Raw genomic sequence first — 19427 nt, 5'->3', positions numbered from 1 at the left:
TTCGCCCGCTCGTCACTCCATCGAGCGACGCGGACGCGCGCGGATGCCGCGCGCCCCCCACAGCGTCACGCGGCGCAGCGTGTCGAGCACCATCCCCACGTCGGTCTTCGAGACGCCGACCGCTCGCTCGGTGAACTGCACCGGCATCTCGACGATGCGGCCGCCCGACTGCGCCACGCGCACCGCGAGCTCGATCTGGAACGCGACCGAGTCGGTGCGCATCCGGTCGAGGGGCATGCGTCGCAGCACGCGCGTCGAGTAGACCCGGAACCCGGAGGTGAGATCCTGCACGTCGGTGCCGAGCAGCGAGCGAGCGTAGCCGTTGCCGATGCGCGAGAGCGCGCGCCTGCGCCCCGCCATCGCGCGCACGTCGCCGCCTGGCACCCATCGCGAGGCGATGACGAGGTCGACGTCCTCGTCGATGGCATCGAGCATCTCGCCGAGGAGCGTGACGTCGTACGAGCCGTCGGCGTCGATCACCGCGACGGCGTCGACGCCCGCGTCGAGCGCGCGACGGAAGCCCTCGCGCACCGCGGAGCCGTAGCCGCGCTCGGTGCGGTGCAGCACCTCGACGCCGGCGTCCTCGAGGGCGAGTCGGTCGGCGAGCTCGCCGGTGCCGTCGGGGCTCTCGTCGTCGACGACGAGCACGCGTGCGTGCGGCACGGTCTGCCGCAGTCGACCGATCGTGCGCTCGAGGCTCTCGGCCTCGTCGTACGTCGGCACGACGACGAGCGCGCTAGGCACGCCGTCTCCGCACGAGGGCGAGCCCCACGAGCGCACCGATCGACGCGATGACGATCGCACGCTCGATCGCAGCACCGGCGGCCATCGCGGGCGTCACGGTGTCGCTGAGCGGCAAGGTCTCGATCATGGCTCCAGGCTCGTACTGCGGCAGCCTATCGACCATCGTGCCGTCGGGCAGCACCATGGCGCTCGTGCCCACGGTCGACACGTTGACGAGCGCGCGGCCCGCCTCCTGCGCGCGCAGCTGCGCGATCGCGAGCTGCTGCACGTTCTCCCACGAGCCCTCGCCGAAGTCGGCGTTGTTCGTGGGCGCGAGGATGATCTGGGCGCCGTGCTCGGCGACCATCTCGCGCACGAGGCCGTCGTCGATGATGTCGAAGCAGATCGCCAGGCCGTAGGCGACGCCGTCGACGTCGAAGGCGTTCTCGCTCGTCGGGTCGAGCGAGTAGTCGCGCGGGATGAGGTCGAGGAAGCCGAGGGCGTCGAGGATGGGGCCGAAGAAGTCGCGCTCCGGCAGATACTCGGCGAACGGCACCGGGTGGCGCTTGCGGTAGTCGGCCTGCACGCCCTCGTCCCACAGCAGCAACGCGTTGTACGTGTCGTCGCCCTCCGCGGTCACGGCGCCGAGCACGAGAGGTGCACCGACCTGCTCCTGCACGCGGTCGAGCAGCGCGATGCGCGCCGGATCCTCCTGCGGCTGGTACTCCCCCGCGTTCTCGGGCCACACGAGCAGGTCCATCTGCTCGCCCTCCAGCAGCTCGGTCGCCTCCGCGTGCTGCGCGATGATCTCGCCCGCCGTGTACGGAGCGAGCAGGCCGGCCTCGCTGTCGCCCTGCACGGCCCCCACCCGCACCTCGCCCGTCTGCTCGACGGGGAAGGCGGGGATCGCGACGAGCGCGACGGCCGCAGCCGCCGCGACGACGGCCCGGCGCCGCACGAGCATGCCGCGTGCGAGCGTGAGGCACGCGCCGAGGGCCGCGACGAAGGCGATGAGGAACGTCAGGCCCGAGGCGCCCACCCACGATGCGGCGTCGCCGATGGGGCTCGATGCCTGCGAGTACGCGAGGCGGCCCCACGAGAACCCGCCCCACGGCACGGTCGACGACAGCGACTCCCGCAGCATCCACACGCCTGCGAGCAGCGCAGGCAGCGCGACGAGTCGCGCCCAGGAGCCGCGCAGGCGCTCACCGAGCCGCCACGCGAGCGTCAGCAGCATGCCGCCGAGCCCCCACCACACGGCCATGAGGCCCGAGAGCCCGACGAGGGGCACCGGCCCGAGGTACACCGTGATCCACTGGATGTGCACGAGGAAGAAGACGCCGCCCGTGAGCGTGCCGACGCCGAATGCCGCCGACATGCGCCGACCGCGCTGCGCGACGATCGCGAGGGCGGCGCCCGGCAGCACGAGCGGCCACCAGTCGAAGGGCTGGAACGACAGCACGAGCAGCGCCGCGCCGCCGATGCCGGCGAGCACGGAGCCCCAGGCGGGCATCGGCGCCCGCAGCCGCAGCGGCCTCATGCGGAGGCCTCCTGGCCGAGGTCGGCGACGCCGCGGCGGATGCGCTCGACGGCGTCGCGCGCGGTGCGGCGGATGCGGGCGGAGCCGACGTCCTGCAGCTGCTCGAGCACGTCGACCGTCTGCCGCACCCAGCGCACGAAGTCGCCGGCGGCGAGGTCGGTGTCTCGCAGCACGGCGTCGAGGTGCGCGCCGCGCGCCCATCGATGCATCGCGACCGACAGCCCGGTCTGCGGCGGCTCGCTGCCGGGCAGCCTGCGGCCGCGTTCGAGGTCGTCGAGCTCGGCCCAGAGCGTCGTCGTGGCGGCGAGGGCGTCGCGGAACGGGCCGCCGGGCAGGTGGCGCTCGGATGCCTGCTCGCCGCGGCGAGGCTCGAACACGAGCGCGCAGACGAGCGCCGCGAGATCGGCGGCGTCGAGCCGCGTCCACAGGCCGCGGCGCAGCGACTCCGACACGAGCAGGTCGCGCTCGCCGTAGATGCGGCGCAGCGTCTCTCCCGCCGCCGTCACGACCTCGGCGCCGTCGTCGCCCGTGGTGACGTAGTCGAGCGTGCGCAGCACGTCGCAGATGCGATCGAACCGCTCGGCGACCTCGCCGGTGCGACGCGAGATCTGCCGGTCCGTCTGGTCGACGTCGCGCCTCAGGCGCCAGTAGCGCTCGCCCCAGCGCGCGTGGCTCTCGCGATCCGGGCACGCGTGGCAGGGATGCGAGCGCATGAGCGCGCGCAGGTCGCGCAGGCGCTGCTGCACCGCGTCGCGCTCGGCGTGGCTCAGCCCGTTCCGCGCGGCGTCGCGCTCGAGGTCGCTCGACTCTCGGCGCAGCCGCGCGTACTCGGCGAAGTCGCCGAGGTGGCACGTCATCGACTCGGCGTAGCCCTCGAGGCTCGCACGCTGGTCGACGACCTTCCGCGCGAGGGCCACGACCGATCGATCGGCCTGGAACTGCGCGAACGACGTCTCGAGCACGCCGCGCGTCCGGTCGACGCCGAAGCGATCGATGAGGTTGACCGCCATGTTGTACGTCGGGCGGAAGCTCGACTGCAGCGGGTACGAGCGGCGCGACGCGAGGTTCGCGATCTCCTGCGGGGTCTGCTCTCCCGTCCAGACGATCACCGCATGTCCCTCGGTGTCGATGCCGCGACGCCCGGCGCGCCCCGTGAGCTGCGTGTACTCCCCGGGCGTGATGCGCACGCGGGCCTCGCCGTTGAACTTGTCGAGCCTCTCGAGCACCACCGTCCGCGCGGGCATGTTGATGCCGAGCGCGAGCGTCTCGGTGGCGAAGACGACGCGCAGCAGGCGACGCTGGAAGAGCTCCTCGACGATCTCCTTGAACACGGGCAGGAGTCCGGCGTGGTGCGCTGCGACGCCGCGCTCGAGCCCGTCGACCCACTCCCAGTAGCCGAGCACCGCGAGATCGGACTCGTCGAGCCGCCGCGTGCGCTCCTCGACGATCGCGCGGATCTCGGCGCGCTCGTCGGCGCTCGTGAGCGCGACGCCACCGCGCACCACCTGCTCGACGGCCGCGTCGCATCCCTTCCTCGAGAAGATGAAGCAGATCGCCGGGAGCATCGTCGCGTCGTCGAGCAGCTCGACGAGCGCGACGCGATCGACCCTGCGCTGCTGGCTCTCGCCGCGCCACGTGGACGAGTCGCGCACGACCGCGCCGCGGCGCATGCCCTTGCGGCCCTGCTGCCCGCGGCGCACGTGCCGGTTGTGGCCGCCACGATCGCGGTGGCCGTGCGCCGCGGAGCCGTCGCTGCCGCGCGTGCGCTCGACGAGCTCGCGGCTGGGGCGATGGCTCTCGGCGTCGCCGCGCGAGTCGAACAGGTCGACGAGCGAGCCGCGCACGAGCACGTGCCCGTCGAGGGGCACGGGCCGGTGCTCGCTGAGCACGACGCTCGTGTCGCCGCGCACCGCCTGCAGCCAGGCGCCGAACTCCTCGGCGTTCGAGACCGTGGCGGAGAGCGACACCATCCGCACGTGCCTCGGGAGGTGGATGATGACCTCCTCCCACACGGCGCCGCGGAAGCGATCGGCGAGGTAGTGGACCTCGTCCATCACGACGTGCTCGAGATCCGAGAGGTCGCGCCCCTCGTAGAGCATGTTGCGCAGCACCTCGGTGGTCATGACGACGACGCGCGCGTCGCCGCGGATCGACGTGTCGCCGGTGAGCAGGCCCGCGTCGTCGCCGTACACCGCTTGCAGCTCGCGGAACTTCTGGTTCGACAGCGCCTTCATCGGCGTCGTGTAGAACACGCGACCCGTCGGCGCGGCCATCGTGAGGTGGATGGCGAACTCGGCGACGATCGTCTTGCCGGCGCCCGTCGGCGCCGCGACGAGCACGCTGCGCCCCTGCTCGACGAGCTCGCACGCCTCGCGCTGGAATGGATCGAGGCCGAACGGCAGCGCAGCGCCGAAGGCCTCGGTGGCGATGCCCGTCACGCGGGCTGCCCGACGGCGGCGTCGGCCGCGAGGCGCTTCGCGCGTCGGCGGTCGTTGAGCACGGCGATGCCCGCCGCGCCGAAGTACAGCACGACGATGGGGCCTGCGATGAGGAACATCGACAGCAGCTCGCCCGCGGGCGTCACGCATGCGGCGAACAGCGCGATGCCGAGCACCGCCCAACGCCAGCCCTGCAGGATCGCCGTGCCGGATACGGCGCCCGCGAGGTTCAGGAACACCACGAGCACGGGCACGACGAAGCCGAGCCCGATCGCGACGACGAGCTTGAACGAGAAGTCGAAGTACTCCTGCGCCGACAGGAACGACGTGAGCGACTCGGGCGCGAAGCCGACGAAGAGCTGGATGATGCGCGGGAGCAGGAACCAGCCCATGGCGCAGCCGCCGAGGAAGAGCGGCACGGAGGCGACGAGGAAGCCCCACACGTAGCGCCGCTCGTTGCGGTGCAGGCCCGGCAGCAGGAATGCGAGCAGGTGGTAGAGCCACACGGGGCTCGCCGCGATGAGGCCGACCAGCAGGCCGATGCGCATCTTGATGTCGAAGGCCTGCGTGATGTACGTGATGTTCAGCTCGACGAGCCGGCCCTCCTGCTGCAACGCCACGAGGGGCGCCGACAGCAGCTCGAGCACGAGGTCGGAGAGGAAGAAGCCGCCGATGCCGAGTCCGGCGATCGCGGCGAACGAGATGACGAAGCGCCTGCGCAGCTCGCGCAGGTGCTCCACGAGCCGCATGCGTCCCTCGGGATTCGAGGCACCGCGCCTCGCGGCTCCGGCCGTCACGGCCATGCGCTACTTCGAGTCGCGCGCGTCGCCCGACGTCGTCGTCGTGGTCGTCTCCGCATCGTCGGCGGGTGCGTCCTTCTTCACCTCGCGCTTGAAGATGTTGATCGACTCCCCGACGCCCTTCGCGAGCATCGGCAGTCGCGTCGCACCGAAGATGAGCACCACGATGATGAGGATGACCCACCAGTGGGAGGCCAGGTTGGCGCCGAATCCGCCCATGATGTCTCCTGTCGTCTCCCCCAGGGTACCGCGATCGCGCCCCGATGACGCAGCGTGGCGCGTCGATCCGCTGTGCGAGGGCTATGCGTCGAGCGCTACGCCGCGCCGTCGCCCTCGCCTGCGCGCAGCGCGTCCTCGGCGAAGCGGCGCATGGCGGCCCGCGCGGATGCGGGGCGCAGCACTACGGCGTCCCCGCCGAGCGATGCGACCTGGCGGAGCACCGCGTCGGCGTTCCACACCCGGATGTCGACGATCTCGTGCTCGCCATCGGGGCGCGAGGGCCCGTCGGCGTAGTCGGAGAGCATCGCAGCCGCTGCGGGCGTGGCGCGGACGACGATCGTCTCGTCGGGGTCGATGCGCTCCCGTGCGGGCGCGAGCGCCGCATCCGGGAACGGGACGTCGGCGTGCGCGACCGACTCGGTGCGATCGACGCGGAAGCGGCGCTCCGCGCCCCGATCGAGGTCGAAGCCGCGCACGTACGCCTGCCCGTCGCGCAGCTCGAGGGCCGTCGGTGCCACCGTCCGGCGCTCGGTGGGCGCGCCGGGCTTGCGGTAGTCGAGGTGCACGACGACGCGATGCTCGATCGCGTCGCGCACCGCGCGTGCCGTCTGATCGGCCACGGGCGCGTCGACGCCGATCGTCGCGGCGGCGGGCACCGCAGCCCGCGCGAGGCGTCGCACGAGGGCCGCGACGGCTGCGTCGTCGACCCCCTGCACGCCCTGGATCAGTCGCAGGCCGGCGAGGATCGCGCCCATCTCCCGCGGCGCGAGGCGGATGACGTCGCCGTCGAGCGCCGGGCGGTGGCTCAGCTCGATGACGCCGTGCTGCTCGTAGGCGTCGTAGTTGACGTCGAAGCGCTCGAAGTCGCCGAGGCCGTCGGGCACGCCCGACATGAAGATGAGGTCGACGGCGTCGCGGATGCGCTGCTCGGGCACCTCGAAGTGCGCGGCGGCCTCCTCGACGGTGACGCTGCGCTCGGCCGTCAGGTACGGGATGAGGGCGACGAGCAGCGCGATCGACTGCCTCGGACCCTTCGCCTTCGCCATCAGGCGTCCTCTCCGTGCGCGTCGCGGATGCGCTCGAGCCGTGCACGCACGAGCGCGGCCAGGTCGGCGGGCTCGAGCACCACGACCTCGGCGCCGTAGCCGGCGAGCTCGTCGGCGAGCAGGTTCGAGTCGGCGTGGTGCAGCGTGAGGACGTCGCCATCGACGACGGTGTCGCGCCGGCGCGCGAGGCGCACCTCGGCATCCGACCCCGGCAGCACGCGGACGGTCGCCGTCGCGCTCGACCAGATGCGCTCGAGGTCGGCGAGCGCCGCGTCGGCGGCGCCCTCCGGCACCCCGAACGGCTCGGCCGGCCTACGGCTCGCGACGTCGCTCACGACGCGGCGCATCAGGAAGGTGCGGGTCGCGCCGCGGTCGACGTCGAAGCCGTGCAGCATCCACCGACCGCGGAACAGCAGCACGCACCACGGCTGCACCGTGCGCCGCGTCGCCGCGCGCTCGCCGGGCTTCAGGTAGGCGAACTGCACGACGTGACCGCGCTCCGTCGCGCGCTTCAGCGCCTGGAAGGCGCGGTCGACGGCCGCCTGCCTCGGCAGCACCGCGTGCGCGAGGCCCGCGCGGTATCGCGGGTCGGCGCGCAGCTTCGTCGTCGCGAGCTGCGACTCCTCGGTGAGGCCACCGTCGCGCCACACGCGGAGCGCGAGGTCGATGAGCGTGCGCTCCGCATCCGAGAACGCGAGGTCCTCGGGCGCGCCCACGGCCTCGTCGAGCAGCCGGTAGCGCGACTCCTGGTTGTTGTCGTGCTCGGTGGGCGGCGTGAAGACGTGGATGACGAAGCCCTGCTCGCGCAGGTCGTCCTTGTCGCGCTCGAACTGCCGCTCGAGGGCTGCGTCGATCGGGCGGCCCTGGTAGCCGGCGACGCGCTCGAACAGCTCGCGCTTCGTGGCGCCGTGCGCAGCGTGGAGGAGCGCCAGCATCAGTGAGAACTGGCGCTCCTCGACGCTGACCTGCGTCACGGAGCCTCGGCGTCCAGGATGTCGATGACGAAGACGAGCGTGCGGCCGTCCTGGTAGCCGAGCTCCGGCGGCACGACGGCGACGACCTGGCTGCCGACGTCCTGACCGGTCACGGCCTGCTGGAAGCCGGGGATGAGCTCGTCGAGCGTGAACCGCGCCGGCGCGGAGCCCCACGTGGTCTCGGTCACCTCGTCGGCGCCCCACTCGGCGAGCGTGTACTGCACGACGACCTCGTCGCTCTCGCCGACCTCGGCGCCGTCGCCCTGGATGGTCGTGGCGACCGTGAGCTCGGTGGGTGCCGCGGTGCTCGGGAACGTGAGCCCCGGCGTGCCGTCCGGTGCGATCGCGATGGCGGGGATGCCGCCCACCGCGGGCTGCGGGAAGCCTTCGGCGCGGCCGGCGAACGTGTCCTCCACGTCGAGCAGGAGCACGGCGGTCGACGCCGGGTCGATGCCGGACTGCGCGACCGACTCGCCGAAGAGGTCGGCGAACGGCGCCACGAGCGCGACGGTCGAGTCGGCCGTCGCGCACTCGAGGCCCTGCGACAGCACGGTCTCGCCACCCGTGCGCAGCGTGAGCTGCGCGGAGGCCGGACGCATCTCGTCGCCGCTGTCGTCGGCGAGCGCGCGCAGCAGCGTCTGGTCGGTCGACTCGAGCACCTCGCCGGTCGTGCCGTCGTACAGCGTGTAGTCGGCGACGACGACGTCGCCGGGAGCCGCCGGGTCATCGGTCGCACCCGAGATGCTCGCCTGCGTCTCGTCGCTCGCGAGCGGCGTGTCGAACGGCACGTCGGTCGGCGTCGCGTCGGACGTGGCGCGCACGCCGTTCGAGGCGCCACCCGGCTGGATGGACGGCGTGCACCCTGCGATGGACACCTCCGACGGGATGACGTGGCACGCCGTGAGCGCGGAGCCGACGACGAGCAGGGTGGCGACCGCGGTGAGCGGCCGACGGAGGGACTTGGTCACGCGTCTTCCTTCGTGGAGGGAGTCGGGTCGATGGTACCGGCGGCGAGTCGGTCGGACTGCCTCCTCGCGTCGCGCAGGGCACGGCGCAGGCGCTTGTCGCTCTTCTCCCGATCGCCGACGGCGCCGGGCGTCCACGCCTCCACGTCGGCGTCGGTGTAAGAGGCCTTGTTCGAGCGGCGCTTGAACGAGGGGATCTCGAGGTCGTCGGCCACGCGGCGCGCCGTCATGAGGAAGCCCGTGTGGGCCACCATGCGGTGGTCGGGTCGCACGGCGAGGCCGTCGACGTGCCACGAGCGGATGAGCGTCTCCTGCGAGTGCGGCTCCGCGAAGCGGCCGTCCTCGCGCACGGCCTCGACCGTGCGCGACAGCTGCGTCACGGTCGCGACGTACGCGAGCAGGATGCCGCCGGGCTGCAGCGCCGTCGCCGACGCGTCGACGCACTCCCACGGAGCGAGCATGTCGAGCACGACGCGATCGGCGGTCTGCTCGGGCACGTGGTCGCCGAGGGTCTCGGCGAGGTCGCCGACGGCCGTGCGCCAGTTGGCGGGCCGCTCGCCGAACCATCCGGCGACGTTCGCCTCGGCGATGTCGAGGAACTCCTGGCGCCGCTCGAACGAGACGAGCTCGCCCTGGCCGGCGAGCGCGCGCAGCAGCCACAGCGACAGCGCACCCGAGCCCACGCCGGCCTCGACGACCGTGAGGCCCGGCTGGATGTCGGCGTAGGCGAGGATGTGGCCGGCGTCCTTGGGATAGACGATGGCCGCGCCGCGCGGCATCGACATGACGTAGTCGTGCAGCAGCGGCCGTACCGCGAGGTAGGCGTGCTCGCCCACGTGCACGATCGAGCCGTCGGGGTGCCCGACGATCTCCTCGTGCGCGAGGGCGCCGTGCTGCGTGTGGAAGGTGGCGCCCTCGGTGAGGACGATGGTGTGCAGGCGCTGCTTCGGGCCCGTGAGCTGCACGGGGTCGCCGAGGCGGAGCGGGCCGGTGCGGGGCGTCATGCGCTCACGCCCACGAGCGCGCGCACGTCGTCGACCGAGCGCCCGGCGAGCGTCGGCCAGAGCGTGATGCCCTCGACGGCCGAGATGTCGGCCTCATGCGGGACGCCGACCGTCACGAGGCCCGCGCGCACCGCCGAGGCGGTGCCGGGGATCGAGTCCTCGAAGGCGACGGAGGCGGCGGCGCGCGCGCCGAGCGCGTCGAGCGCCTGCAGGTACGGGTCGGGGAAGGGCTTGCCGCGCGTCACCTCGTCGCCCGTCACGGACACCGTGAACGGCTGCGCACCCAGCTGCGCCTCGCTCGTCGACAGCACGAGGTCGGCGAGCGCCCGCGTCGACATCGTGACGAGCGCGAGCGGCACCTGCGCCTCGCGCAGCGACGTCAGCAGCTCGGCAGCGCCAGGCCGGAACGGCACGTGCTCGCGCAGCTGCGCCAGCACCTCGCGCTCGAGCCGAGCGACGATGGCGTCGGGATCCATCGCGACGCCCCTGCCGATCATGTACCGGGCGCCGTCCCACAGGTCGACGCCCACGAGGGCACGCTCGTCCTCGCGCGTCCACGCCACGTCGAACTCGGCCACGAGGCTGCGTTCGGCGACGCGCCAGTAGGACTCGCTGTCGATGAGGGTGCCGTCGAGATCCCACAGCACGGCATCCAGATCGCTCACCGCACCATCCTACGTTCCGCCGCTGGGTGCACCGACCGGTCGACCGCGCGGCGCGGGCGTAGGGTGGTCGCCTGATGAGAGGACGTCGTTCGTGAGCACGGGACCCATCGTCGGGCGCATCATGCTCGTCGCGTTCGAGGGGTGGAACGATGCGGGCGAGGCGGCCTCGAGCGCCGTGCGACGCGTCATCGAGGCATGCGAGCTCGAGCCCTTCGACGAGATCGAGCCGGACGACTTCATCGACTTCACGTTCGCGCGCCCCGTGATCCGGCGTCTCGAGGACGGTACGCGTGCGCTCTCGTGGCCCGCGACGATCGCCTATGCGCCGACGAGGTCGAGCGCCCGCGAGGCGATCGTCGAGGACGCGGGCATGTCGGTGTCGACGGGTGCCGACGGCGAGCTCTTCGCGCTCCTCGGCGCCGAGCCGAGCCGAGGCTGGCAGGACTTCGCCGAGCAGGCCGTCGACATCGCGCGCCAGTGCGAGGTCGACGCCATCGTGTTCGTCGGCGCGATGCTCGCCGACGTGCCGCACACGCGCCCCACGCCCACGACGATCACGAGCGAGTCCGCGTCGCTCCGCCATCGGCTCGGGGTGCAGCAGAGCGAGTACGAGGGCCCCACGGGTATCATGAGCGTCATCGCGATGGCTGCCGAGCAGGTGGGCATCCAGACGGCGAGCGTGTGGGCGTCGGTGCCGCACTACGTGCACGCGACGCACGTGCCGAAGGCCACGATCGCGCTGCTCGACCGGCTCACCGAGCTGCTCGACATCACCGTGCCGCTCGGCGACCTGCCTGCTCAGGCGGGCGAGTGGGAGACGGGCGTCGACGAGCTCGCCGACCGCGACGACGACATGCGCGCGTACATCGGCCACCTCGAGCAGCAGCGCGACACCGTCGAGAGCCCCGAGGCGTCCGGCGAGGCGCTCGCGCAGGAGTTCCAGCGCTTCCTCGAGACGCAGCACCCCGACGACGAGGCGGAGGGCGACGGCGACGAGGACGGCGACGACCGTCCCGCTCCCCCACCGCCCGTCTGATCGCTCGCGACCGCGATGGCAGCACCCTCGGCCGCCCCCGGGCGCGGCAGGCTCGCACATGCGGCATGGACGACGGCGACGACCATGGGCATCACGGCCGCGCTCGTCGCGGGGGTCGCCGTCGCTCCCCCGTCCCGACGCAACGACGCCATCTCGGCCGACACGGCGTGGTCGTTCGGCGTGCCGGCCTGGATCACGGCAGTCGTGCTGCTCGCCGTGATCGTGGCGGTGCCCGTGCCCGCCAGGCATCGAGTCGCCGCCGCGCAGGCCGGGCAGGTCGTCGCGATCGTCGTCGGGCTGCTGCTGACGGGCTTCCTGCTCTGGCGTCTCGTCGTGGGCGCCGACGACGATCGGGGCTTCTCGACCGCGCAGGTGCAGGCAGCGAGCGCCGGCCTCGGCGTGCTCGTCGCGCTCCTCGCGACCTTCGTCCTCCGTTGCCGCCGGATCCTCGCGCCCGAGCGGGCGCGACGCGCAGCCCGGCGAGCGCGTGCCGTCGCGTGGCGTCGCAGCAGGAATCATCGCCGCGCACCCGGGCGACGACGATGACGGCCGTCGCCGACCCGCCTGCGCGGCGAGGCGTGCGTCAGGCGTCGCCGCGCGTGCGTCGCCTGGCCGCGGCCGCCTCGCTGCGGCAGCGGCGCGAGCAGTACAGCACCGCATCCCACTGATCGCGCCCGCTCCAGCGCTTGCGGTCGGTGAACGGGCGCCCGCACTGCGCGCACGCCTTCTCGCGCTTCGGCTCCTTCGCCATGCGGCGGCTCCTCAGCGCAGCCGGACGCCCAGGAGCGCGTCGATCGCGTCGATCGAGACGTCGTCGGCGGGCGCGCGGGCGACGAACGCGTCGACCGCCTGCAGGGCAGCCGGGGTGTCGAGGTCGTGGTGCAACGTGTACCGCAGCCAGTCGAGCACCGAGTCCTCGAGCGACGGGTCGTCGGGCAGCACCTGCGCCCACGACGTCCAGCGGTCGAGGCGCTCGTTCGCGACCTCGAGGTCGGCGTCGGTCCACTCCCAGTCGCTGCGCCAGTGGTGGTCGAGCAGCGCGAGCCGGATGGCGGCGGGACGCACGCCCTCGTCGAGCAGGGCGCGCACCTTCACGAGGTTGCCGAGCGACTTCGACATCTTCGAGCCCTGGTACGCGACGAGCCCTGCGTTCGCCCGCGCGACGCTGAAGAGCGACGCGCCGAGCGCGAGGGCGTGGTGCGCCTGCATCTCCTGATGGGGGAAGCGCAGGTCGGTGCCACCCGCTGCGACCGTGAAGGGCGCGCCGAGCTCGGCCATCGCGATGACGGCGCACTCGATGTGCCAGCCCGGCCTGCCCCGGCCGACGGGCGACTCCCACGCGGGCTCCCCCGGCCGCTCGGCACGCCACAGCAGCGGATCGAGCGGGTCGCGCTTGCCTGCGCGATCCGGGTCGCCGCCGTGCTCGCGCGCGAGGTGCAGCATCGCCTCGCGGTCCGTGCGGCTGCCGAGGCCCAGCGGGTACGCCCGCTGCCGCGTCGTGTCGAAGTACACGTCGTCGTCGACGCGGTAGGCGTCGCCGGAGTCGACGAGCCGGGCCACGGCCTCGGCGATCGCGTCGATGCGCTCGGTCACCGCGATCCACGAGTCGGGCGGCAGGATGCGCAGCGCCGCCATGTCGGCGCGGAACACCTCCTGCTCGCGCTCGGCGAGCTCGCGCCAGTCGACGCCGTCGCGCGCGGCGCGCTCGAGCAGCGGGTCGTCGACGTCGGTCGAGTTCATGGCCGTGCGCACGTCGACGCCCGCGTCGAGCCACACGCGCGTCAGCGTGTCGCTCGCGAGGTACGTCGCCGCGTGGCCGATGTGCGTCGCGTCGTACGGCGTGATGCCGCACGTGTAGAGCGAGGCGTCGTCGCCCGAGGGCACGACGAGCGGGGCGTCGGTCTTCGCGTCGTGCAGCGCAGGGCGCTCGCCGCGGCCGGGCAGTCGCGGGGTCTCGGCCCGCTCCCACGCCCTCACGCGGCGATCCAGCCTGCGCCGAGCGCCACGAGCAGCGCCGTGCCGAGCGCGACGCGGTACACGACGAACGGCAGGAACGAGCGCTTCGAGATGTACGCCATGAGGAAGCGGATGACCGCGAGGCCGACGCCGAACGCGACGATCGTCGCGAGGATCGTCGGGCCCCAGCCGTAGCCGACCTCGGACGGCTCGGTGAGCGCCTGGTACGTCTCGTACAGACCAGCCCCGAACACCGCGGGGATCGCCAGCAGGAAGGCGTACTTCGCCGCGGCGGGCCGCTCGTAGCCGAGGGCGCGACCCATCGTGGTCGTCGCTCCCGAGCGCGAGACGCCGGGGATGAGCGAGAGCACCTGCGCGAACCCGACGAGGATGCCGTCGCGGTACGTGATCTCGCGCAGGCCCTTGTCGCGCCGGCCCAGCAGGTCGGCCGCGCCGAGGATGACGCCGAAGACGATGAGCACGGTCGCGGTGATCCACAGCGAGCGCAGCTGGTCGCGGATGAGGCTCTGGAAGAGCACGCCCGCGACGACGATCGGCACCGTGCCGATGATGACGAGCCAGCCCATCCGCACGTCGGGGTCGTCCTTCGGCACCGTGCCACGCAGGGCGCCGAACCAGCGCTGGAGGATGCGCACGATGTCGCGCCAGAAGAAGAGCACGACCGCGAGCTCGGTGCCGATCTGCGTGATCGCGGTGAACGTCGCGCCAGGATCCTCGGCGCCGGGGAGGAAGATGCCCGCGATGCGCAGATGCGCGCTCGACGAGATGGGGAGGAACTCGGTCGCGCCCTGCAGGATGCCGAGCAGCACGGCCTCGAGCCACTGCATCTACAGCTCCCGCAGCAGGTCGGCGAGCACGGCGGTGCCGAAGTCGAGGGCGTCGAGCGGCACGCGCTCGTCGACCCCGTGGAACATCGCGGCGAAGTCGAGGTCGGGGGTGAGCCGCAGCGGTGCGAAGCCGTAGCCGGCGATGCCGAGCAGCGACAGCGCCTTGTTGTCTGTGCCGCCGGAGAGCATGTACGGCAGCACGGGGGCGTCGGGATCGTGCCGCTGCAGCGCGGCGACCATCGCCTCGACGGCCTCGCCGGCGAACGGCACCTCGAGGCCCACGTCCTGCCGCACGATGTCGAGCTCGACGTCGTCGGCCGCCTCGGCCACGATGCGGCGCGCCGTCTCGAGCGCCTCCTCCTCGCGGCCGGGCAGCGTGCGCATGTCGATGCGGGCCTCGGCCGTGCCGGGGATGACGTTGTGCTTGTAGCCGGCGTCGAGCATCGTCGGGTTGGCGGTCGTGCGCAGGCTCGCGCGCAGGAAGCGCGACATGCCGCCGGTGCGCAGCGCGACCTCGTCGGGGCCGACCTCCTCGACGTCGATGCCGAGGATGCCCGCGACCTGGTCGACGAGCTGCCGCGTCGTGTCGGTGAGCTCGACGGGGAAGTCGTGGGCGCCGAGCGCGGCCACGGCGCGGGCGAGCTTCGTCACCGCGTTGTCGCGCATGACCTGCGAGCCGTGCGCCGCGGTGCCCGTCGCGCGCAGGCGGATCCACAGCAGCGACTTCTCGGCCGTCTGCAGGAGGTAGGCGCGGCGACCGTCGAGGGTCACCGAGAACCCGCCGACCTCGCTGATCGCCATCGACGCACCCGCGAAGACCTCGGGGTGGTGCTCGACGAGCCAGTGGGCGCCGTAGGCCCCGCCGTCCTCCTCGTCGGCGAAGAAGCCCAGGATGATGCGGCGACGCGGCCTCGCCCCGGACTCGACGAGCTGCCGCACGGCCTGCAGCATCATCGCGACCATGTCCTTCATGTCGACGGCGCCGCGACCCCACAGCATGCCGTCCTGCACGACGCCCTCGAACGGGTCGACGCTCCACTGCGACGCGTCGGCGGGCACGACGTCGAGGTGGCCGTGCAGCACGAGCGCGGGCAGGCTCGGATCGGAGCCCTCGAGCTCGGCGATCACGCTGTGCCTGCCGGGCGCCGCCTCGAAGGTGCGGCTCGCGATGCCGAGGTCGGCGAGGAACGCGCTCACGTACGCGGCGGCGTCGGCCTCGCCGTTCGAGCGGCCCTCGCCGTAGTTCTGGGTGTCGAACCGGATGAGGTCGCGGGCGATGGATGCCGTCGGCGAGAGCGCGTGGGTCACCGGTCAAGGCTAGTCGCGGCCACGGACGTCGATCGTCATCGGCGCAGCGGCGCGCGGGGCGCGGCGGTGGTCATCCGGGCCCCGCGATGCGTGCTAGTGTCTTCCTCGGTCCTGCAGAGGATTCGACACCTGCGCGGGTGGCGGAAATGGCAGACGCGCTAGCTTGAGGTGCTAGTGCCCGTATTAGGGCGTGGGGGTTCAAGTCCCCCCTCGCGCACGAACGGCCCGGAGCCCATGGCTCCGGGCCTTCTTCGTCTCCGCGTGCGGCGTGCGCGCCATGCTCAGGGGCCCATCGTCGCCCGCAGCGCCGTCGAACCCGCGTCAGGGCGACGGCACAGGCGCGCCGCATAGCGTCGTCGCCATGAGCATCTTCGACTCCATCCGCAAGACCGGCTTCCGCCGCGGCCCGCAGCGCATCCTCGGCGGCCTCGCGGGCGGCATCGCGAGGAGCGTCGGCTGGAACGTGTGGCTCGTGCGCCTCGTCGTGCTGCTGTCGTTCCTGCTGCCCGTGCTCGGCTGGGTCGCGTACGCGGTCGCCTGGGCGCTGACCCCCTGGCAGGACGGCTCGATCCCCGTCGCCCGCTGGCTCGGACGCCGCTGACGCAGCTGCACGCTCCGCCGCCCAGCCTAGCGGCATCTCGACGACGGTCGACCGGCATCCGCTGGTCGGCCGTCGTCGCATGCGCTGGGATGGTCGCATGCGCGCCATCCTCGCCATCGACGTCCAGGAGTCCTTCCGCGCCCGCGCGGCCGAGTGGGCCGAGGTGTCCGCGCCCGACATCGTCGCGCGCGTGCAACGCGTCGTCGACCACGGCCGCGACCGCGGCGACGTCGTCGCGTGGGTGCTGCACGAGGAGCCCGGCACGTCGGGCGCGTTCGACCCGGCGCTCGGCCACGTGCGGCTGCAGGACGGCCTCGACGCGCGCGACGACGACGTGCACGTCGCGAAGCGCGTGCACAATGCGTTCACGGGGACCGACCTCGATGCGCGACTGCGCGCGCTCGGCGTCGACGAGGTCGTCGTCACGGGCATCCGCACCGAGCAGTGCTGCGAGACGACGGCGCGCGTCGCGAGCGACCTCGGCTACCGCGTGACCTTCGTGCTCGACGCGACGGCGACGCATCCGCATGCGGCATGGGACGGCGGCACCATCGCTCCCGCCGACATCCAGCGCGCGACGGCGTCCGCGCTGCACGGCCGGTTCGCGACGGTCACGACCATCGACGCGCTGCTCGCCGGCTGAGGGCACGGAGCGTCCTCGGAGGCGCCGCGCGCGAGGATGGGCTCGTGAGCGACGCATCCCCCCAGCCCGGCGACCGCATCCCCTCGCTCGACCCGCCGCCCGCGGTCGTCGGCCGCATCGACGGGCTCGCCGCGGCGTCGCGCGACGCCCCGGGCGATCCCGCGGCTGCGGCGGCGCTCTGGCGTGCGGTGCTCGGGCTCGACCGTTGGATCTGCATCGCCCGCGGCTCGGACGATCAGCCGACGCCCTTCCTGGCGACGTTCACGCAGGGGCCGATGCTGCTGGCGTTCACCACGGCCGAGCGGGCGCGCGTGGGAGGGCTCTCGGTCGGGCTGGCGCAGGAGGAGGTCGGCAGGCTCCTCGCCGTGCCGCTGCCCGCCGCGATCGAGTGGGCCGCGTCGTACGAGCAGGGCGGCGTCCACGGGCTGCTGCTCGACCAGGGCACCACGGGTGCGTTCACGCCGCTCGCGAACCTCGTGCCGATGCGCGACTGGTTCGCCGCGAACCCCGGCTGAGTCGTGCGGCGCGGGGCGCGGGCGGCCTAGCCGCCGGTGTCCTCGCGCTTGCGTTCGCGCCGCAGCATCGACGCGGGCGTCACCGCGAGCGAGCCGAAGCGGTCGTGCACCGCGTCGACGGCGCGCTCCGCGCTGCCCCAGTCCTCGCTGTCGTCCCACAGGAGCCCTGCGTCGGACGGGTCGGAGAGCTGCGACATCTGCACGCCGAGGAGCCGCACGGGCGTGGGGTCGTCGAGCTCGTCGAGCAGCGCCCACGCCGTCTCGACGACGACGCGCGTGACGTCGGTCGGGTCGGGCAGGGTGCGCGAGCGCGTGATGGTGCGGAAGTCGTGGAAGCGCACGCGCAGGGTCACGGTGCGCCCCACGGCACCCGCGGCGCGCAGCCGTCTGCCGACCCCCGTGCCGAGCCGCAGGATCTCGCTGCGGAGGTCGTCGCGGTCGGTGACGTCGCGGCCGAACGTGTGGTTGTGCCCCATGGAGCGCTCGCGCGGCCGCTCGTGCACGGCGCGCACGTCGCGCGCCCACGCCAGCGCATGCAGATGTCGCCCCGTGGCCTGCCCGAACCACTCCACGAGCGTCTGCTCGGCCGTGTGCGCCACGTCGGCGACGGTGCGCAGCCCATAGCGCTCCAGCCGCTCCTGGGTGCGCTCGCCGACGCCCCACAGGGCTCCGACGGGCTGCGGATGCAGGAACGCCACCACCTCGTCGGCGGGGACGACGAGCAGGCCGTCCGGCTTCGCGCGACCGGATGCGAGCTTCGCGATGAACTTCGTCGACGACGCCCCGACCGACGCGACGAGGCCCGTCTCGGCCTGCACGCGCTCGCGGATGCGGGTGCCGATCGCGACGGCGCCGCCGAGCAGCCGCCGCGCGCCCGCGACGTCGACGAAGGCCTCGTCGATGCCGAGCCGCTCGACCGAGGGCGAGAAGTCGTCGAGGATGGCCATCGTCTGGTGCGACAGCCGCTGGTACAGCGCGAAGTCGGGCTCGAGGATGACGGCGTTCGGGCACAGCTGCAGGGCGCGGCCCATCGGCATCGCCGAGTGCACGCCGTAGCGGCGAGCCTCGTACGTGGCCGCGGTGACGACGGAGCGCGACGAGTCGTGCCCGATGACGACGGGCAGCCCCCGCAGGTCGGGCCTCGCGATGAGGGAGGCCGTGGCGAAGAACGCATCGAGGTCGACGTGCAGGATCGTCGCCGACGAGTCGTCGACGTCGGGGCTCGACACCATGCGGTTCGAGCCGTCCTGCTTGCTCACGGCTCCATCGTCGCAGCACCCGCCGACACCCGCGTCGGCGCCCCGCGATCTCCGACCAAGGGTGGATGTCGTGCCCGGGTGGCGATGCCAGCATGGGATGCATGCAGCACCCGTGGACCCGCTACGTCGCCATCGGGGACTCCTTCACCGAGGGAGTCGGCGACGACGAGCCGAGCCTCCCGAACGGCGTGCGCGGCTGGGCCGACCGCGTCGCGGAGGAGCTCGCCCGCTCGAACCCCGACATGGCCTACGCGAACCTCGCCATCCGAGGCCGCCTGCTCGACCAGATCGCGGACGAGCAGATCGACGCCGCCCTCGCACTCTCCCCCGACCTCATCTCGATCTCGGCAGGCGGCAACGACCTGCTGCGACCGGGCGCCGACCCCGATCGCGTCGCCGCGCGCCTCGAACGCGCCGTCGAGCGGCTCTCGGTCGACGGCGCGACGGTCGTGCTCTTCAACGGCCCCGACATCGGCATGACGCCCGTCCTGCGCTCCATCCGCGGACGCGTCGCGATCTACAACTGCAACCTCGCGGCGCTCGCCCGCAGGCACGACGCGATCGTCGCGGACATGTGGGCCGCGACCGAGCTGCAGGATGCACGGATGTGGGCGCCCGACCGCCTGCACTTCTCGGCCCTCGGCCACCACCGCATCGCGATGGTCGTGCTCGACGCGCTCGGGGTCGAGCACCGGCTGCACCCGCAGCATCCCGAGCCGCTGCCCCGCCGGACGTGGCGTCAGGCGGCGGGCGACGACATGCTCTGGGCGCGCGAGCACCTCGGCCCCTGGGTCGTGCGTCGGCTGACGGGTCGCTCGTCCGGCGATCTCGTGCGACCGAAGCGTCCGCTCGCGGAGCCCGTCCTCCCCCACCTCGACGGCGCGTAG

At 73.1% G+C, this 19427-nt stretch carries 21 protein-coding genes and 1 tRNA gene; 7 read left to right on the top strand and 15 right to left on the bottom strand.

Translation table 11 applies throughout. From position 1 onward, the window contains the following. Positions 1–12 precede the first annotated feature (12 nt). The 10 genes from ACFQPP_RS06410 to ACFQPP_RS06365 all read right to left on the bottom strand — a co-directional run bounded on the left by ACFQPP_RS06410 (position 13) and on the right by ACFQPP_RS06365 (position 10374). On the bottom strand, positions 13–744 hold the full coding sequence (locus tag ACFQPP_RS06410; protein WP_376915717.1) for a glycosyltransferase: 732 nt from the start codon (positions 742–744) through the stop codon (positions 13–15). Continuing rightward, the gene (gene lnt, locus ACFQPP_RS06405; protein WP_376915716.1) at positions 737–2263 is read right to left on the bottom strand and encodes an apolipoprotein N-acyltransferase; all 1527 of its coding nucleotides are present in this window, start codon (positions 2261–2263) and stop codon (positions 737–739) included. The genes ACFQPP_RS06410 and lnt overlap by 8 nt, the downstream gene beginning before the upstream one ends. Next, positions 2260–4701 carry a DEAD/DEAH box helicase gene (locus ACFQPP_RS06400; protein WP_376915715.1) on the bottom strand — a complete coding sequence of 814 codons (2442 nt, stop codon included), beginning with the start codon at positions 4699–4701 and terminating at the stop codon, positions 2260–2262. The genes lnt and ACFQPP_RS06400 overlap by 4 nt, the downstream gene beginning before the upstream one ends. Next, positions 4698–5498, bottom strand: coding sequence for a twin-arginine translocase subunit TatC (gene tatC, locus ACFQPP_RS06395; RefSeq protein ID WP_376915714.1), 801 nt, complete (start codon positions 5496–5498; stop codon positions 4698–4700). Before tatC ends, ACFQPP_RS06400 begins: the two co-directional genes overlap by 4 nt. A 9-nt stretch (positions 5499–5507) precedes the next feature. Further along, complete coding sequence (locus ACFQPP_RS06390) at positions 5508–5720, bottom strand: twin-arginine translocase TatA/TatE family subunit (protein WP_376915713.1); 213 nt, start codon at positions 5718–5720, stop codon at positions 5508–5510. Positions 5721–5815: 95 nt separating this feature from the next. After that, positions 5816–6766, bottom strand: a complete 951-nt coding sequence (locus tag ACFQPP_RS06385; protein WP_376915712.1) for a helix-turn-helix transcriptional regulator — start codon at positions 6764–6766, stop codon at positions 5816–5818. Then, positions 6766–7740, bottom strand: a complete 975-nt coding sequence (locus ACFQPP_RS06380) for a helix-turn-helix transcriptional regulator (RefSeq protein ID WP_376915711.1) — start codon at positions 7738–7740, stop codon at positions 6766–6768. The genes ACFQPP_RS06385 and ACFQPP_RS06380 overlap by 1 nt, the downstream gene beginning before the upstream one ends. Further along, on the bottom strand, positions 7737–8708 hold the full coding sequence (locus ACFQPP_RS06375; protein ID WP_376915710.1) for an FKBP-type peptidyl-prolyl cis-trans isomerase: 972 nt from the start codon (positions 8706–8708) through the stop codon (positions 7737–7739). Before ACFQPP_RS06375 ends, ACFQPP_RS06380 begins: the two co-directional genes overlap by 4 nt. Beyond that, positions 8705–9709 (bottom strand): tRNA (adenine-N1)-methyltransferase, encoded by a 1005-nt coding sequence (locus ACFQPP_RS06370; RefSeq protein WP_376915709.1) that lies wholly within the window; start codon positions 9707–9709, stop codon positions 8705–8707. The genes ACFQPP_RS06375 and ACFQPP_RS06370 overlap by 4 nt, the downstream gene beginning before the upstream one ends. Next, a complete protein-coding gene (locus tag ACFQPP_RS06365) occupies positions 9706–10374 on the bottom strand; it encodes an HAD family hydrolase (RefSeq protein ID WP_376915708.1) in 669 nt (222 codons plus the stop codon). The genes ACFQPP_RS06370 and ACFQPP_RS06365 overlap by 4 nt, the downstream gene beginning before the upstream one ends. A gap of 91 nt (positions 10375–10465) precedes the next feature. Between ACFQPP_RS06365 and ACFQPP_RS06360 the strand changes: the two genes are divergently transcribed. Next, positions 10466–11410 carry a PAC2 family protein gene (locus tag ACFQPP_RS06360; protein WP_376915707.1) on the top strand — a complete coding sequence of 315 codons (945 nt, stop codon included), beginning with the start codon at positions 10466–10468 and terminating at the stop codon, positions 11408–11410. Positions 11411–11425: 15 nt separating this feature from the next. Then, complete coding sequence (locus ACFQPP_RS06355; RefSeq protein WP_376915706.1) at positions 11426–11956, top strand: hypothetical protein; 531 nt, start codon at positions 11426–11428, stop codon at positions 11954–11956. A gap of 37 nt (positions 11957–11993) precedes the next feature. Here ACFQPP_RS06355 and ACFQPP_RS06350 read toward each other — a convergent pair whose 3' ends face one another. From ACFQPP_RS06350 to ACFQPP_RS06335, 4 genes are read right to left on the bottom strand one after another with little or no spacing between them, the layout of a single operon-like run. Next, positions 11994–12161, bottom strand: a complete 168-nt coding sequence (locus ACFQPP_RS06350; protein ID WP_376915705.1) for a DUF2256 domain-containing protein — start codon at positions 12159–12161, stop codon at positions 11994–11996. An 11-nt stretch (positions 12162–12172) separates the two neighbouring features. After that, complete coding sequence (locus ACFQPP_RS06345) at positions 12173–13387, bottom strand: cysteine--1-D-myo-inosityl 2-amino-2-deoxy-alpha-D-glucopyranoside ligase (RefSeq protein ID WP_376915704.1); 1215 nt, start codon at positions 13385–13387, stop codon at positions 12173–12175. Continuing rightward, complete coding sequence (locus ACFQPP_RS06340) at positions 13384–14214, bottom strand: undecaprenyl-diphosphate phosphatase (protein WP_376915703.1); 831 nt, start codon at positions 14212–14214, stop codon at positions 13384–13386. Before ACFQPP_RS06340 ends, ACFQPP_RS06345 begins: the two co-directional genes overlap by 4 nt. Beyond that, entirely contained in the window at positions 14215–15522 is a 1308-nt protein-coding gene (locus ACFQPP_RS06335; protein WP_376915702.1) for a M20/M25/M40 family metallo-hydrolase, read from the bottom strand. It lies immediately after the preceding gene. Between the two features lie 131 nt (positions 15523–15653). Here ACFQPP_RS06335 and ACFQPP_RS06330 point away from each other — a divergent pair. The 4 genes from ACFQPP_RS06330 to ACFQPP_RS06315 all read left to right on the top strand — a co-directional run bounded on the left by ACFQPP_RS06330 (position 15654) and on the right by ACFQPP_RS06315 (position 17281). Next, positions 15654–15739: transfer RNA gene (locus tag ACFQPP_RS06330), tRNA-Leu, on the top strand. 144 nt (positions 15740–15883) lie between these two features. Continuing rightward, on the top strand, positions 15884–16123 hold the full coding sequence (locus ACFQPP_RS06325; RefSeq protein WP_376915701.1) for a PspC domain-containing protein: 240 nt from the start codon (positions 15884–15886) through the stop codon (positions 16121–16123). 97 nt (positions 16124–16220) lie between these two features. After that, entirely contained in the window at positions 16221–16766 is a 546-nt protein-coding gene (locus ACFQPP_RS06320) for a cysteine hydrolase family protein (RefSeq protein WP_376915700.1), read from the top strand. Positions 16767–16810: 44 nt separating this feature from the next. Continuing rightward, on the top strand, positions 16811–17281 hold the full coding sequence (locus ACFQPP_RS06315) for a hypothetical protein (RefSeq protein ID WP_376915699.1): 471 nt from the start codon (positions 16811–16813) through the stop codon (positions 17279–17281). 26 nt (positions 17282–17307) lie between these two features. Here ACFQPP_RS06315 and dinB read toward each other — a convergent pair whose 3' ends face one another. Then, complete coding sequence (gene dinB / locus ACFQPP_RS06310; RefSeq protein ID WP_376915698.1) at positions 17308–18540, bottom strand: DNA polymerase IV; 1233 nt, start codon at positions 18538–18540, stop codon at positions 17308–17310. Positions 18541–18632: 92 nt separating this feature from the next. Here dinB and ACFQPP_RS06305 point away from each other — a divergent pair, with 92 nt between their 5' ends. After that, positions 18633–19427, top strand: a complete 795-nt coding sequence (locus tag ACFQPP_RS06305; protein ID WP_376915697.1) for an SGNH/GDSL hydrolase family protein — start codon at positions 18633–18635, stop codon at positions 19425–19427.

It is taken from the genome of Agrococcus sp. GCM10030265, from assembly GCF_042666675.1.
Lineage (GTDB): Bacteria > Actinomycetota > Actinomycetes > Actinomycetales > Microbacteriaceae > Agrococcus.
This window is presented reverse-complemented; position numbering and strand designations above follow the sequence as displayed.